The sequence below is a fragment of the Methylocella sp. genome, assembly GCA_037200525.1.
Classification (GTDB): Bacteria; Pseudomonadota; Alphaproteobacteria; order Rhizobiales; family Beijerinckiaceae; genus Methylocapsa.
The window spans coordinates 3,025,469-3,038,898 of the sequence record JBBCGG010000001.1 but is presented as its reverse complement, the minus strand read 5'-3'; the positions used below and the strand labels follow the sequence as shown (position 1 = coordinate 3,038,898).

The following is a 13,430-nucleotide window of genomic DNA, read 5'->3' as shown; positions in this document are numbered from 1 at the left end:
CATTTCCGCCGACGATCGCATCGTCGGCGTGTCGCAGGGCTACAAGCTGACCGGCACGATCAAGATGACGTAAGTCAAACTCGCCGACGGCAACCTTGTCGTCCATTGCGGATCAGCGATGATGGCTTGGTGCGTCGGAAACGCGAAAGTCGAGCCCAAGGATAATCGACCCGTTGGTGGCGCTCATCAACGCCGTCGCGCTGATGAGTCACAACCCCGAGCCCCTCGGCGGCCGTTCGGTCTATGAGGACGGCCACAATCTGTTGGTGATCTGACGTTAAGGCAGTTTTTGGAGAAACGAGTTAATCAGACGAAGCAATCTCTCGCCGGCAACCGGCATCAGAGGCAGCATTGACAGCAAGCCGTGCAGCATTCCTTCAAGACGCACCGTCTCGGTCGCGATGCCTGACGCGCGCAGGCGCTTGCCAAGCGCTTCGCCTTCATCGCGCAGCGGATCGCACCCGCAGGTAATGATTAGGCTAGGCGGGAGCCCGGTAAGATCCTCCGCCAGTACAGGGGAAACGTAAGGTTGCCGGCGATCGACACCGGGAAGATAGAGACCCATTAACTGGGCATACTCATGAAGGCTGAAGACTTTTCCATCATGTTCGGCTTTCGATGGGTAGCCGCTATCGTCGCGCAAATCGGTGTTCGGATAGAGGCAGATCACACCTGCGAGAGCTGGTTTGCCTTGATCACGAGCCATCAGCGCCGTTGCGACCGAGAGCAAGCCGCCGGCGCTGTCGCCGGCCACAACTATCCGCGAGGCGTCCAGATTGAGGGAAGCCTGCTCGGCGACGATGTAAGAGAGTGCGGCATAGCAGTCATCTAAGCCCGCCGGGAAGGGGTGCTCGGGCGCCAGCCTATAATCCACCGACGCGATCGCCCATCCTGTCTCTTTGGCGAGTTTGCGGAGAGGCGTGTCGTAGAACTCGATCGAACCGCTGACAAAGCCGCCCCCATGTAGGTAAAGGAGAACGGGAAGGCGCCCCACTGTTGGCCGCGATAGATTCTCAGCCTCAGCAAATGACCTGCGTGGTCGAAGTGGACATCGGAGACATCGGCTAGGTCGGGCCCCAGGCCTTGAAGGCCTGCAAACGAATCGACGCGGCCGCGCCACGCCATCACAATTTCATGCGCGTTCGCGGGCGGCGGCGCCGGCGGAGCGGCCGCCAACATTTCGAGTACGGATTTGGCTTCTGGGTCGAGCCCTGAAATCAATAGTGGCGGTGCTGTCGAACTCTGATCCTACAATCTAAGGTCGTCTCAATACAAAACTGTGGCAACTCAGTTACGAGTGTCATGGACATAGGGGGCGCCCAACCTCTTGACGCCGGCGAAGGCTGCCAACCAACTCGAGTCGAGGTGGTTACAAATGGTCAGATCCACTCTTGAATCTTGCGTCGCTCGTAAAGCGCGCCGACGTCTCCATAAAAGAGAATTTCTTTCACCCATGAGCCTCGTCTCCCGCCTCCGCCAGGCCTTCGCGCCAAAAGAGAAAGGCGTTGGCGCCGCGCTCCCGGCGATGGGATATCTGCCGACGCTGGGCTCGACGCCCTCGACGACGGGGCTGAACATCAGCCAGGGCGCGGCGATGGCGGTGTCGACCGTCTACGCTTGCGTCACCATCCGTTCGCAAGATACCGCCCGCTGCACGCCGCGCCTGTTCAGGCGTCGGCCGGATGGCTCACGGGTGCAAAATACGACGCATCCGCTATGCAAAGTTTTTCGCCGACCGAATCGGGTTCGGACTTGGTTCGAATTCAGGGAGCAAATGAACGCCGCCTATCTTCTGCGCGGTAATGCTCATGCGGCCATCAAGCGCGATGCGCGCGGCGTCGTCTCTGAGCTCATTCCGATCAATCCGGACGCCGTTCTCGTCCTTGAGGGCTTCGACCGCCAGATTTTTTACAACGTCAATCGGCTCGGGCTCTGGCAGATCGCCATGCTGCGCGAGTTTCCGTCCTCGATCGCCTCGGAGGATATCTTTCATCTGCGCGGCCTGAGCTTGAACGCGCTCATGGCGCTTTCGACGATCGGCATCGCGCGCGATTCCATCGGCGTCGCCAAGGGCCTCGAACAACAGACGGCGCGACAAATGGCCAATGGCGCCCGGCCCAGCATGGTGCTCGAAGCTCCGCATAAACTGTCCGAGGACGCCGGGACGCGTCTCAACCAGCAGTTCCGCGACGCCTACGCGGGCTTTCAAAACGTCGGCGGCGTGCCGGCGCTCGAACAAGGCATCAAGGCAAACCAGTTGCAGCTCACTTCGGTCGACATGGAGTTCATGGCGCAGCGCGCCTACCAGGTGCAGGACATCGCCCGCTTTTATCGCATCCCGCCACATAAGCTCGGGACGGACCAGCTGCGCGGCGTCAACATCGTCCAAATGGATCAGGACTACGTCAACAATACTGTCATGCCTGATCTGCATCGCTGGGAGCAAAAGTTTGATCAGGTCTTCGGCCTCTCGGACGAAGGCCTCGAGATCGACATGGACGAGACGGTGTTGCTGCGGGCCGATATCACGACCCGCTAAAATTCCGCGCGCGTCGGTATGCTGACGGCTTTCCTGTCGCCGAACGAAGTGCGCGCCAGCGAAAACCTACCGCCCGTCGAAGGCGACGACGAGGTCTATCGGCCGCTCAACATGGCGGCGCTAGGCAGCGACGCCACCGGCACAGCGGCGGACGGCGCCAGGCATCCCAACACCGAAGAAGGCGACACGCCTGGCGCCGACAATGTGCCGAATGGAGCGGAGGCGACAAGCGCCGGCGCGCCGAATGATTGTTCATGATCCATAGGCGAAGCTTAGCGCGCGCGGAGGAATAGCCGCTTCGCGCCGGGAGCCGACATTCGATCTGATGAGATGCAACCCAGGAAGGGGCACGGTTCAGAAGTACAAACGAGAGCAAGCTTAGGGCCCAGACCCATAAAATGGTTGGCGTGACAGGCGGATTGTGATTCACAGCTTCCGAAAGGAAGCGACTATGAATCGGGATCAATTCTGGCTGACGGACGCGCAGTTCGCGAAGATCGCGCCGCATCTTCCCACGGACACGCGCGGCAAGGCGCGCGTCGATGATCGCCGGGTGGTCAGCGGGATCATTCATGTGCTGAAATCTGGCGGACGCTGGATTGACGCGCCGCTGGAGTACGGGCCAAAGAAGACTCTCTACAATCGCTACGTTCGCTGGGCTGCTAAGGGCGTTTGGATCGATCTGTTCCACGCGCTTGCGCAAGCAGGCGGGCCGCCGGCGCAGGTCCTCATCGACTCCTCGGCGGTCAAGGCGCATTGCTCGGCCAGTGGCGGCAAAGGGGGGAGAAGAATCAGGCCATCGGCCGTTCGCGCGGCGGGCGCACAACCAAAATCCACGCATTGACCGATGCGGACTGCCGCCCGCTGTCTTTCATGCTCACCGGCGGCCAAATCGCCGATTGCTCGGCGGGCGCGGAGCTTATCGCGCGACTTCCTCCTTGCGAAATCCTCCATGGCGACAAGGGCTACGACGCAAATGCGATCCGTCGGCAGGTCGAGGAGCGCGGAGCTATGCCGAATATCCCGCCCAAGGCCAATCGCAGGTGGAAGAACTGCTTCTCGCCCTTCCTCTATCGAAACCGCAACGCCATCGAACGCATGTTCTGCCGCCTGAAAGACTTCAGGCGCGTGGCTACCCGCTACGACCGAAACGCCATAAACTTCCTCGCGACAGTCTGCATCGCCGCTACCGTCAGCTACTGGTTGTGAGTCTGGACCCTAGTGCAAACGCAGAAAAGATCCGCGTTTTAGTCGACTATGCGACTTGGCTTGGCAAGAATAGAATTGATCTCGGGTTTGTAAATGATGTCACAAAAGGTAAGGTACTGGTGTTTCCAATCGTAGCATATTATAAATCGGCCGGCACTAGGGATCATTTTTACTGGGGAAATACGAAGGATTATCTCCTGAAGACGGGCCATTCGCATGCCAGAATAGTCGTAATGGGGCCCGACAATCGAGAGCAATTTTATGCTTTCAGCATATATCTCGGCGACTCGGAAGTAGAAATAAATCTGTTCAAGGATGTTACCCATCCCGGATTTTTAGTAGAGAACGATCCAGAGTTCTTATGGGGACCAGATTGAGAGTGTTCTCTGGACAGAGGTTAGCATCATGCATCAGATGCAAAGGTCCTGGTACATTGAGCCCCTATCGGCGCTTTCTGCTGTAGTCGCGGCCGTGTTCTGGGTAGGCTCAACCGTTGTTTGGGTGCCGGTACCTACCGAGACCCCCGGACCGGGAAGTTTCGTCGGTGGCCTAATCGACGAGAAAGATCGCTGGGGGCATCTATACGACGTCGTTAAGACAATCAAAAAACAATCCAAATGAAATGGATTTGCCGCATTTTTTGCGGCGCTATCCGCGTTCGCTCATGCGGCAGCTATTCTATTCCCAGCTTGACCGCCCTACGAAATACCGACTCACCGCTGTGCCCGATCTTATCGGGCGCCGCGGCGGCAAGCTTAAGTGGCACTGCCAAAATGTTCCGACAAAGTAAGGGGCAGCTTCTACCGACACGGCAGCTTCCCAACCACGAAGCCACCCCCAGGAAACGATCCTCTTCCCGGTCCCCCTACGCAATTCCAAACAGTGCTCGCAGTGACGAATGGTCTGCCCCCTGAAAAGTGATCCTCCGTGAAGTATGGGCTTATGAGCCTGATGGAGGACTGCGCAATGCCGAGGAAAAGACACAAGGCGGAAGAGATCGTCGCGAAGCTACGGCAAGTCGAAGTGCTTAGCGCGCAAGGGCGACCGGTCGCGGAGGCGATCCGCTCGATAGGGGTGACGGAAGTTACATACTATCGATGGCGGTCGGAATACGGCGGCCTGAAGGGCGATCAGGTGAAGCGGCTGAAGGAGCTGGAGGCGGAGAATACGCGGCTCCGTCGAGCGGTGTCCGATTTGACGCTTGAGAAGCTGATCCTGAAAGAGGCTGCCTCGGGAAACTTCTGAGCTCCGCGCGTCGTCGCGCCTGCGTGGAGCATGTGATCGCCGAACATGGCGTTTCCGAGCGGTTCGCTTGCCGGGTTCTCGGTCAGCATCGCTCCACGCAGCGCAAGGTTCCGACCAAGCCCGATGACGAAGCGGCATTGATCGCCGACATCACGGCGCTCGCCATCCAGTACGGCCGCTATGGCTACCGCCGCATCACGGCGATGTTGTGGGAGCGAGGCTGGAAGGTCAACGTCAAACGGGTCGAGCGGATCTGGCGACGCGAGGGGCTGAAAGTTCCGGCCAGACAACCCAAGCGCGGGCGTCTCTGGCTCAATGACGGCTCGTGCGTCCGGCTGCGCCCGCAATGCCCCAACCACGTCTGGTCCTATGACTTCGTCGAGGACCGCACTCATGATGGCAGGAAATATCGCATGCTGAATATCATCGACGAATTTACCCGCGAATGCATCGCGATCAGGATTAACCGGAAGCTGAAGGCAGCGGACGTCATCGACGTTCTCTCGGACCTCTTCATCTTGCGAGGGGTTCCGATCCACATTCGTTCCGACAACGGCCCGGAGTTCATCGCCAAGGCGTTGCGTGACTGGATTGCCGCCGTCGGCGCGAAGACCGCCTACATCATGCCGGGCAGTCCCTGGGAGAACGGCTATTGCGAGAGCTTCAACTCGAAGCTGCGCGACGAGCTTTTGAATGGTGAAATCTTCTACACTCTCAAGGAGGCGAAGGTCGTCATTGAGCGATGGCGACGCCACTACAACACCGTGCGCCCGCACTCATCGCTGGGCTACAAGCCGCCAGCCCCGGAGACCCTGCAATGGCCGGCTTCGCAATCCGGACCAGCTTCGCCCGCCACGCCAGCAATAGCGCCAGGGCCGACAATGCACTAACATTCAAACTGGATCACCCCATGGGGGCAGGCCACGAATACCGTCAGCCGTTGCGATGCCGCAACATAAAAGAAAAAGCCCGGCGCTGGGCCGGGCCGAGCCGTCCGGGTTTCGAAGGCGTCAAGGGATAATTTTATCGAGCGCGGACCGAAGCGATTTCATGGCTTCCATACTGCCAATGAGATGAGCGACAATCACCCGATCCATCAAGACTTCGTTCCCGGCAGGCGAGACCGCAACATGGCGACTCACCTCAAGTGCGACTTTCACGACCCCATCCATGTGTCCAAGGAACGGAGCTCGTTCAAAATATAAGAACGGAGCGCTTGCGCTCGCGACCGCCGAAATACCTTGAGCAACACTGGGAATAATTTCTACAACGGGTTGGCTGGCGGCAGCCGCCTGCGTGGAGGTTGGCTTACGGGCCATGATCGACTTTCTTAGAACTCCAGAGCCAATCGAAATTGCTTAGCTCCCGGCCAAGGAGTTAGTCGCGACTAGATTACAAAAGTGTTTCGCCACAGTTACGGTTGCATGAAAAAGCCCGGCGCTGGGCCGGGCTCTCAGGCGTAAGTGACGCGAAGGTCTTACATGCCGCTTTTAAAAGTATTGTCTTTCGCATTGCTTCCAGTAAAGCGACGCCGACTGACAAAACTACCAACGCTGCTAATTTGATCATAAAATCTCCTGGAACGAAAATTGTGATAGCAACGCGATATAACAGTTAGTGGTGGTCATGGAAAAGCCCGGCGCGAAGCCGGGCCGAGTTTATTTAGATAGGATAGGAAGTGCCTTGCTAACGTAAAGCGCGGTGCTTGGTTCCCGACAGCGGCAGACCAGCGTGTCTATTCTGAACGCTTGGCGCGATTCAGAAACGCAGCGATGCCGCTGACAATGGTCGTCGTTCCGAATATTCCGGCAACGGTGGGCTGACCTATATGCAGCGCATAAATTGTCACGCCAAAGGCTCCAACAGCAAAGATGCCAGCAAGGCATTGGCCGATGTGGGCCTCCCAAATTCGAAACCGGAGTTCGGTTTTTTCGAGCGCGCGGCGGTGAGCTGCCTCATCCTCAAATTGACGCACGATCCGCGCTGCCGAACCGGGCACGATCATCTCGAATTCTCGGAGCGACCCTGGCGGCGGGAGCGGTCCAGACCAACCCATAATTTCCGTTTGGATTGGCCTATCTCGTTCTACCGGGGCCGAGGTCATCCGGCACGTTTGATCTTTTCGTCCAGGCTGCGCCTGTATCGCCGCTCAGCCGAGCTAAGATCCGAGCCGACTTTTACCCAGTCCTGATGCAACGCCTCAGAAACAGAGTTGGCTCGCTTCGGTAGCTCGGCCTTATTCTGTCCGAAGGAGCCCATCTGAGCAAAACCTCGAATCATCGATGCTGAAAACTTCATCCAGACCGTGAACATGTCTTCCATCTAGGACTCCTAGACCACGCACCGGAGCTCGCGAAGATCTCCGAAACAGCCTAACAAATATGCTATCGGCAACGGTCCAACAATGCGTAAGTTCACACAGGCAAATGCGGCGGATCGTTAAGGCTCCAAGCCAGCCGATTAATGTCCTGTTTCTTATAGGGAAATGTCCTATTGGCGGCCTACCGCTGTGCGCGATCTTATCGCGCGCGGCCCCTTCGGTGTGGGAGCGTCCCAACTTTCGGACCGTGTGCCGGCGCTTAGCCCATTCTGTCTGCATGATGCACCGTTATTTCAGCGGATCACCGTTGCGCCTCGATCTTATCGCGCGCGGCGCTGGCCATAAATTTGGATCGGCTCGGCTTTCGCCTGGCCGCTTCCCGGTCGATCGTCTCAAGCAAAACCCGCGTCGATCATCAGGTTGACCTTCACGAGGCGTCCATTCTCGAGAAGCAGTGGAATTAGAACGGGCATTTCGCCCGGCGAGAGCCTGATTGATGTAAGGACCTTGCCAACGCCCCTTGCGGTCGGGATCTCGAACCGATCCGTTGGCTTTATGCGCCATGACATCGCGCAGCGCGCCAGTGACGCTGGCGATGGCTTCGTCGGGGGTGTTGCCGGCGCCGACGCAGCCGGGGACGTCTGGGATGCGGACACCCCAATTGTCGTCGCTTCCGTCCAGAATCCCAACATAATGAGCCATGGAAGTCTCCTAAATCCACTCCGCCGCTTCGGCAATGGATTGCGCGGCGCCGATTGTAAGTTCTTTCCTACGGGGAACAACGATCATCACTCCTGGGAAATCCCGGTTAACGAATCGATAGTGGCCGGCGACCCCAATATTCATCCAACCTTCCTTTTCCAGGCGCGCGATGATTTTACGCACGTTGGTCTCCAGGCCTTGCATGGCGCACCCTCTGGCTTGTTGACTCGCCCCGCAGTTTAGGGTCCAGACTCACAACCAGTAGCAAACGGTAGCGGCGATGCAGACTGTGGCGAGGAAGTTTAATGCGTTTCGGTCGTAGCGCGTAGCCACGCGCCTGAAGTCTTTCAGGCGGCAGAACATGCGTTCGATGGCGTTGCGGTTTCGATAGAGGAAGGGCGAGAAGCAGTTCTTCCACCTGCGATTGGCCTTGGGCGGGATATTCGGCATAGCTCCGCGCTCCTCGACCTGCCGACGGATCGCATTTGCGTCGTAGCCCTTGTCGCCATGGAGGATTTCGCAAGGAGGAAGTCGCGCGATAAGCTCCGCGCCCGCCGAGCAATCGGCGATTTGGCCGCCGGTGAGCATGAAAGACAGCGGGCGGCAGTCCGCATCGGTCAATGCGTGGATTTTGGTTGTGCGCCCGCCGCGCGAACGGCCGATGGCCTGATTCTTCTCCCCCCTTTGCCGCCACTGGCCGAGCGATGCGCCTTGACCGCCGAGGAGTCGATGAGGACCTGCGCCGGCGGCCCGCCTGCTTGCGCAAGCGCGTGGAACAGATCGATCCAAACGCCCTTAGCAGCCCAGCGAACGTAGCGATTGTAGAGAGTCTTCTTTGGCCCGTACTCCAGCGGCGCGTCAATCCAGCGTCCGCCAGATTTCAGCACATGAATGATCCCGCTGACCACCCGGCGATCATCGACGCCCGCCTTGCCGCGCGTGTCCGTGGGAAGATGCGGCGCGATCTTCGCGAACTGCGCGTCCGTCAGCCAGAATTGATCCCGATTCATAGTCGCTTCCTTTCGGAAGCTGTGAATCACAATCCGCCTGTCACGCCAACCATTTTATGGGTCTGGGCCCTAAAGCGATCGAGCGAAGAGTATAAGATAGTGGAAAAAAGACAGCTTTCTCTCGCAAAAAACAAAAGAGGTCGGCCGACGGGACGCGTGCGTCCTGAAACCAAAACACTCCGCATTGCTGTCGATACTTTGAATTCTATCGACGATTGGATTACCACCCAGCCTAATCCGAAACCTACAAGGCCGAGGCTGTACGCTCTCTGATCGAAGCCGCGCTTCACTTTTTGGAGAAAGATTCCGGCGGGAAATGATCGATGATGCCTGCATCGACATCAAGATTCGAAATAGCCGGCAAGCAACTCTTTGGTGCTCGAAGGCAGGGAAACCTTGACGGACCGGTCGTTCGAAGAGGAGACGTGATGGGCAGGCCGCCAGACCTCGCGAGCCCTGGCGGCCTGCATCCGTCAAGTGATGGCCGGAGGCTTTACTCCGGCCCTTTGTCGATCAATTCGCCGCTGCAACTGGCGTCGCGGTGGCCGGGGTAAGCGTGCTGAACTGGCCGTGCGTGCCGGCGTCAACTCCCGTGGTGATGAACAGCGCGCGCGGATCAGATATAGAGCCGCCGCCGAACCTCAGTTCCCACAGGCCGGGAGCGCCGATCGGCTGGCCGCTTTGGTTGAGCAGAGGTTGAATGCCGCCTTTTCCATCAAAAGCGTTGATATGGCCGTCGCCGAAGTTGCCAACGATGATATCGCCGCTGGCGCCGCCGAAACCAACCGGGGCAAGCACAGCGCCCCAGGGGGCGTTGAGGACGCCGCCAGCGCCGAGGCGCTGCAAGAGATTGCCGTTGGTGTCGAAAATATCGACGAAACCAGCGCCCGCTGCTGGGGTGACGAAGGTTTTCGTGGCGTTCTGCTTGGCATAGGTCACAATGATATTGCCCTCGATCGTGTGGATGCCGAAGGGCGTGAAGCCAGCGGGGATCTGCGGATCGGAAAACGTGCCCGTCAGCTTGTCATTCGCCGGCTTAAATGTGGCGTCGAAGACATCGATATGGGCGGTATGGACGTTGGCGGCGTAAATGAACGCGCCGTCTGTAGTCTCGCCGAGGGCCAGAGCGGTGTAAACGGCGCCCGTCTTCGAGTTGTCGACGGCGGTGACGGCGACGGTTGGATTGACCGGCAGATTCGGAGCCCAGGCCGCGATGGAGCCCTGCCGGGTCGCGAACATGAAGAGCGAGGTCAGCTGCGTGCCGGGGACCAGGAAGTCGGGGGTCGGATTCCAGAGCAAGCCAGAAGGTTGCGACTTCGCGCTGGGGGTGATGGGATTGGGGATGGTGAAGGTTTTTTGCACCTTGGTCCCATTGCCGTCATAAAGGGTGGCGACGCCAGAACCGCTATCGTTGATCCAGAACGCGCCGTCCGGCTGGAAGGCCATGCCCCAGGGGTCTACCAGGATAGGGTCGATGGTGATGCCGCCGCCCTTGGTGTCCGAGACAAGGTTCGTCTTTTGGTACAAGAGGGGCGTCGTTGACTGTGCGTGCGCAGCGCCGGACAGCAATGCGGCGGCGGACAGAGCCGCGGCCAAAAGCGGAATTTTCGGATTCATTTCATTTCCTATTTTTTGGAATCGGGTTGTTCGGCCGATGTCGCAGATCGGTTCGGAAAGAACCGTCCTCTCTTCGACGAAGACAACATAGAGTGGTCTCGTTTCACCGTGATTTCCGCTACTAGGAAATTCGTTACGATCGAAGTGAAAGAATGTCGTTTGATGAACTGCGATTCCCGAAGACATGCCTGAGTGATCCGCATCCGTTTATGGAAGGAGCCCCCGCTCGCTTCGCTCGACTGCGGCGGGGGCAGTTCGCACTACCGGGACTCGATCGTTAGGCCTTGAAGAAAAATGGTCTGCCCCCTGAAAAGTGATCCTCCGTGAAGTATGGGCTTATGAGCCTGATGGAGGACTGCGCAATGCCGAGGAAAAGACAGAAGGCGGAAGAGATCGTCGCGAAGCTACGGCAAGTCGAAGTGCTTAGCGCGCAAGGGCGACCGGTCGCGGAGGCGATCCGCTCGATAGGGGTGACGGAAGTTACATACTATCGATGGCGGTCGGAATACGGCGGCCTGAAGGGCGATCAGGTGAAGCGGCTGAAGGAGCTGGAGGCGGAGAATACGCGGCTCCGTCGAGCGGTGTCCGATTTGACGCTTGAGAAGCTGATCCTGAAAGAGGCTGCCTCGGGAAACTTCTGAGCTCCGCGCGTCGTCGCGCCTGCGTGGAGCATGTGATCGCCGAACATGGCGTTTCCGAGCGGTTCGCTTGCCGGGTTCTCGGTCAGCATCGCTCCACGCAGCGCAAGGTTCCGACCAAGCCCGATGACGAAGCGGCATTGATCGCCGACATCACGGCGCTCGCCATCCAGTACGGCCGCTATGGCTACCGCCGCATCACGGCGATGTTGTGGGAGCGAGGCTGGAAGGTCAACGTCAAACGGGTCGAGCGGATCTGGCGACGCGAGGGGCTGAAAGTTCCGGCCAGACAACCCAAGCGCGGGCGTCTCTGGCTCAATGACGGCTCGTGCGTCCGGCTGCGCCCGCAATGCCCCAACCACGTCTGGTCCTATGACTTCGTCGAGGACCGCACTCATGATGGCAGGAAATATCGCATGCTGAATATCATCGACGAATTTACCCGCGAATGCATCGCGATCAGGATTAACCGGCAGCTGAAGGCAGCGGACGTCATCGACGTTCTCTCGGACCTCTTCATCTTGCGAGGGGTTCCGATCCACATTCGTTCCGACAACGGCCCGGAGTTCATCGCCAAGGCGTTGCGTGACTGGATTGCCGCCGTCGGCGCGAAGACCGCCTACATCATGCCGGGCAGTCCCTGGGAGAACGGCTATTGCGAGAGCTTCAACTCGAAGCTGCGCGACGAGCTTTTGAATGGTGAAATCTTCTACACTCTCAAGGAGGCGAAGGTCGTCATTGAGCGATGGCGACGCCACTACAACACCGTGCGCCCGCACTCATCGCTGGGCTACAAGCCGCCAGCCCCGAAGACCCTGCAATGGCCGGCTTCGCAATCCGGACCAGCTTCGCCCGCCACGCCAGCAATAGCGCCAGGGCCGACAATGCACTAACATTCAAACTGGATCACCCCATGGGGGCAGGCCAGGATGACAGCTCCCCGAAACTAAACAATGCCCCCAACACGAGAGCCACTCCCGGCCCGGAGCGCAGGCTTTCTATGACGACGTTGGCTGAAATGGAAAGCAGGACGACCACCGTAAAGATAACTATCGGCAACGGCCCTTTGCGCGGCACATAACGAACAAGAAAATAAATGAGAAACAAGGACAAGACGCCAAAGCGAGTTAACAGATAAAGAAATCCGTTGTGGAACGAGAGCGAATAAACGTCATAGCCAAGCGACGCGGAGCTCTCCTCCCCCGCGGCGGCCATGTCCTTGGCAATTTCAGGATCGAGATACTGTTCCCATCCTAACTCTTCAACAGCTTCGAGCGGCACGATTCCTCTCCCCAGAGGCGTTCCAATGAGGGGGAAGTCCATAAACACGGAAAAGGCATGCTGCGCGAGAGTTTCTCTTGCCTGCCCATTATTCCCCTCGCTTACGCGGGAGTCTTTCAGATTAACATAGCTGGCAAATAGCGATGTGAGCGCCAAACATACGATAGCAACAATAACTGTAATCCGCCATGGCACAATAACGCGGGATAGCGCCGTAGACCGTACGCAGAATATCAATGTAAGGGATAAACAGGATATAGTCGTATACGAGCTCACAAGATGTGTTGATGTAAGCAGGAGAATGGCTAGCGCAAATAATACAAAATAGTAATTGTATCTCTTGTCAAAAAACACAATAAAAATAATAAAGAAAAAAACTGCTTGGTCGGCAGAGATATTGTGCATGATTGGAAGGCCGACCGCGAATATCTGGACTAATGGGACAAATATGAGAGCGGCTGTTAGCGCGGCTTTCCCCAAGGAGGTAAAGAACCTATAATTATATATCTTATATCCAACCATGAACCACGCGTAGAACATTATTAATGTCAGAATCTCTCGCAACATAGAGCTAAGGCTGAACTCATATTTAGCGTATTGCCCTAAGGGAAAAACCAACATTAATAAAATTTTGATCGAAATAAGTAATAATACAGGACCGAGCATCGTAAACGTGGATCTGTTCATTCTTCGGATTGGCCACAAAAGACCAACAAGCCCAATGGAAAAATGCAACGATACCAGCGCCATTGAAACTATGGTAATAACAAAGTCCGTTATTCGTTTTCTCTGGTCTCTCCCCATACTCTGCACTTCTCATTTTCCGGATTGATGTTCATTTAGGCAGACTATCTTAAATCAATTTGCTT

At 57.5% G+C, this 13,430-nt stretch carries 14 protein-coding genes; 5 read left to right on the top strand and 9 right to left on the bottom strand.

The window, feature by feature from the left end:
• Positions 1 to 277 precede the first annotated feature (277 nt).
• Positions 278 to 994 (bottom strand): alpha/beta hydrolase, encoded by a 717-nt coding sequence (locus WDN46_14890; protein MEJ0094662.1) that lies wholly within the window; start codon positions 992 to 994, stop codon positions 278 to 280.
• A 459-nt stretch (positions 995 to 1,453) separates the two neighbouring features.
• On the opposite strand from WDN46_14890, the gene WDN46_14885 reads away from it, so the two are divergent.
• The 4 genes from WDN46_14885 to WDN46_14870 all read left to right on the top strand — a co-directional run bounded on the left by WDN46_14885 (position 1,454) and on the right by WDN46_14870 (position 5,883).
• Entirely contained in the window at positions 1,454 to 2,539 is a 1,086-nt protein-coding gene (locus tag WDN46_14885) for a phage portal protein (protein MEJ0094661.1), read from the top strand.
• A gap of 18 nt (positions 2,540 to 2,557) precedes the next feature.
• A complete protein-coding gene (locus WDN46_14880) occupies positions 2,558 to 2,797 on the top strand; it encodes a hypothetical protein (protein MEJ0094660.1) in 240 nt (79 codons plus the stop codon).
• A gap of 193 nt (positions 2,798 to 2,990) precedes the next feature.
• A protein-coding gene (locus WDN46_14875) for an IS5 family transposase (protein MEJ0094659.1) occupies positions 2,991 to 3,748 on the top strand; the annotation gives its coding sequence in 2 pieces (ribosomal slippage) (positions 2,991 to 3,330 and positions 3,330 to 3,748; 759 coding nt in all).
• A 966-nt stretch (positions 3,749 to 4,714) separates the two neighbouring features.
• Positions 4,715 to 5,883 (top strand): IS3 family transposase gene (locus tag WDN46_14870; GenBank protein MEJ0094658.1). Its coding sequence is split into 2 segments (ribosomal slippage): positions 4,715 to 4,979 and positions 4,979 to 5,883, totalling 1,170 coding nucleotides; the frame shifts between segments, so codons are not numbered across the junction.
• A gap of 120 nt (positions 5,884 to 6,003) precedes the next feature.
• Here the strand turns inward: WDN46_14870 and WDN46_14865 are convergent.
• The 7 genes from WDN46_14865 to WDN46_14835 all read right to left on the bottom strand — a co-directional run bounded on the left by WDN46_14865 (position 6,004) and on the right by WDN46_14835 (position 10,642).
• Positions 6,004 to 6,312, bottom strand: coding sequence for a hypothetical protein (locus tag WDN46_14865; protein ID MEJ0094657.1), 309 nt, complete (start codon positions 6,310 to 6,312; stop codon positions 6,004 to 6,006).
• A gap of 416 nt (positions 6,313 to 6,728) precedes the next feature.
• The gene (locus WDN46_14860; protein MEJ0094656.1) at positions 6,729 to 7,049 is read right to left on the bottom strand and encodes a DUF2335 domain-containing protein; all 321 of its coding nucleotides are present in this window, start codon (positions 7,047 to 7,049) and stop codon (positions 6,729 to 6,731) included.
• A gap of 44 nt (positions 7,050 to 7,093) precedes the next feature.
• Positions 7,094 to 7,315 carry a hypothetical protein gene (locus WDN46_14855; GenBank protein ID MEJ0094655.1) on the bottom strand — a complete coding sequence of 74 codons (222 nt, stop codon included), beginning with the start codon at positions 7,313 to 7,315 and terminating at the stop codon, positions 7,094 to 7,096.
• A gap of 286 nt (positions 7,316 to 7,601) precedes the next feature.
• Positions 7,602 to 8,015 carry a type II toxin-antitoxin system HicB family antitoxin gene (locus tag WDN46_14850; GenBank protein ID MEJ0094654.1) on the bottom strand — a complete coding sequence of 138 codons (414 nt, stop codon included), beginning with the start codon at positions 8,013 to 8,015 and terminating at the stop codon, positions 7,602 to 7,604.
• A 9-nt stretch (positions 8,016 to 8,024) separates the two neighbouring features.
• Entirely contained in the window at positions 8,025 to 8,219 is a 195-nt protein-coding gene (locus tag WDN46_14845) for a type II toxin-antitoxin system HicA family toxin (protein MEJ0094653.1), read from the bottom strand.
• A 48-nt stretch (positions 8,220 to 8,267) separates the two neighbouring features.
• A protein-coding gene (locus tag WDN46_14840; GenBank protein MEJ0094652.1) for an IS5 family transposase occupies positions 8,268 to 9,025 on the bottom strand; the annotation gives its coding sequence in 2 pieces (ribosomal slippage) (positions 8,268 to 8,686 and positions 8,686 to 9,025; 759 coding nt in all).
• 513 nt (positions 9,026 to 9,538) lie between these two features.
• A complete protein-coding gene (locus tag WDN46_14835; GenBank protein MEJ0094651.1) occupies positions 9,539 to 10,642 on the bottom strand; it encodes a TIGR03118 family protein in 1,104 nt (367 codons plus the stop codon).
• Between the two features lie 362 nt (positions 10,643 to 11,004).
• Between WDN46_14835 and WDN46_14830 the strand changes: the two genes are divergently transcribed.
• Positions 11,005 to 12,173 (top strand): IS3 family transposase gene (locus tag WDN46_14830; protein ID MEJ0094650.1). Its coding sequence is split into 2 segments (ribosomal slippage): positions 11,005 to 11,269 and positions 11,269 to 12,173, totalling 1,170 coding nucleotides; the frame shifts between segments, so codons are not numbered across the junction.
• 13 nt (positions 12,174 to 12,186) lie between these two features.
• On the opposite strand, the gene WDN46_14825 is transcribed toward WDN46_14830, so the two are convergent.
• A complete protein-coding gene (locus WDN46_14825) occupies positions 12,187 to 12,966 on the bottom strand; it encodes an O-antigen ligase family protein (protein MEJ0094649.1) in 780 nt (259 codons plus the stop codon).
• Between the last annotated feature and the right edge of the window lie 464 nt (positions 12,967 to 13,430).

Excerpts from the sequence above, each read along its gene's own strand:
- WDN46_14850 (MEJ0094654.1), bottom strand. The coding sequence starts at position 8,015 with ATGGCTCATTATGTTGGGATTCTGGACGGAAGCGACGACAATTGGGGT.
- WDN46_14880 (MEJ0094660.1), top strand. The coding sequence starts at position 2,558 with ATGCTGACGGCTTTCCTGTCGCCGAACGAAGTGCGCGCCAGCGAAAAC.
- WDN46_14860 (MEJ0094656.1), bottom strand. The coding sequence starts at position 7,049 with ATGGGTTGGTCTGGACCGCTCCCGCCGCCAGGGTCGCTCCGAGAATTC.
- WDN46_14855 (MEJ0094655.1), bottom strand. The coding sequence starts at position 7,315 with ATGGAAGACATGTTCACGGTCTGGATGAAGTTTTCAGCATCGATGATT.
- WDN46_14885 (MEJ0094661.1), top strand. The coding sequence starts at position 1,454 with ATGAGCCTCGTCTCCCGCCTCCGCCAGGCCTTCGCGCCAAAAGAGAAA.
- WDN46_14845 (MEJ0094653.1), bottom strand. The coding sequence starts at position 8,219 with ATGCAAGGCCTGGAGACCAACGTGCGTAAAATCATCGCGCGCCTGGAA.
- WDN46_14865 (MEJ0094657.1), bottom strand. The coding sequence starts at position 6,312 with ATGGCCCGTAAGCCAACCTCCACGCAGGCGGCTGCCGCCAGCCAACCC.
- WDN46_14825 (MEJ0094649.1), bottom strand. The coding sequence starts at position 12,966 with ATGCACAATATCTCTGCCGACCAAGCAGTTTTTTTCTTTATTATTTTT.
- WDN46_14835 (MEJ0094651.1), bottom strand. The coding sequence starts at position 10,642 with ATGAATCCGAAAATTCCGCTTTTGGCCGCGGCTCTGTCCGCCGCCGCA.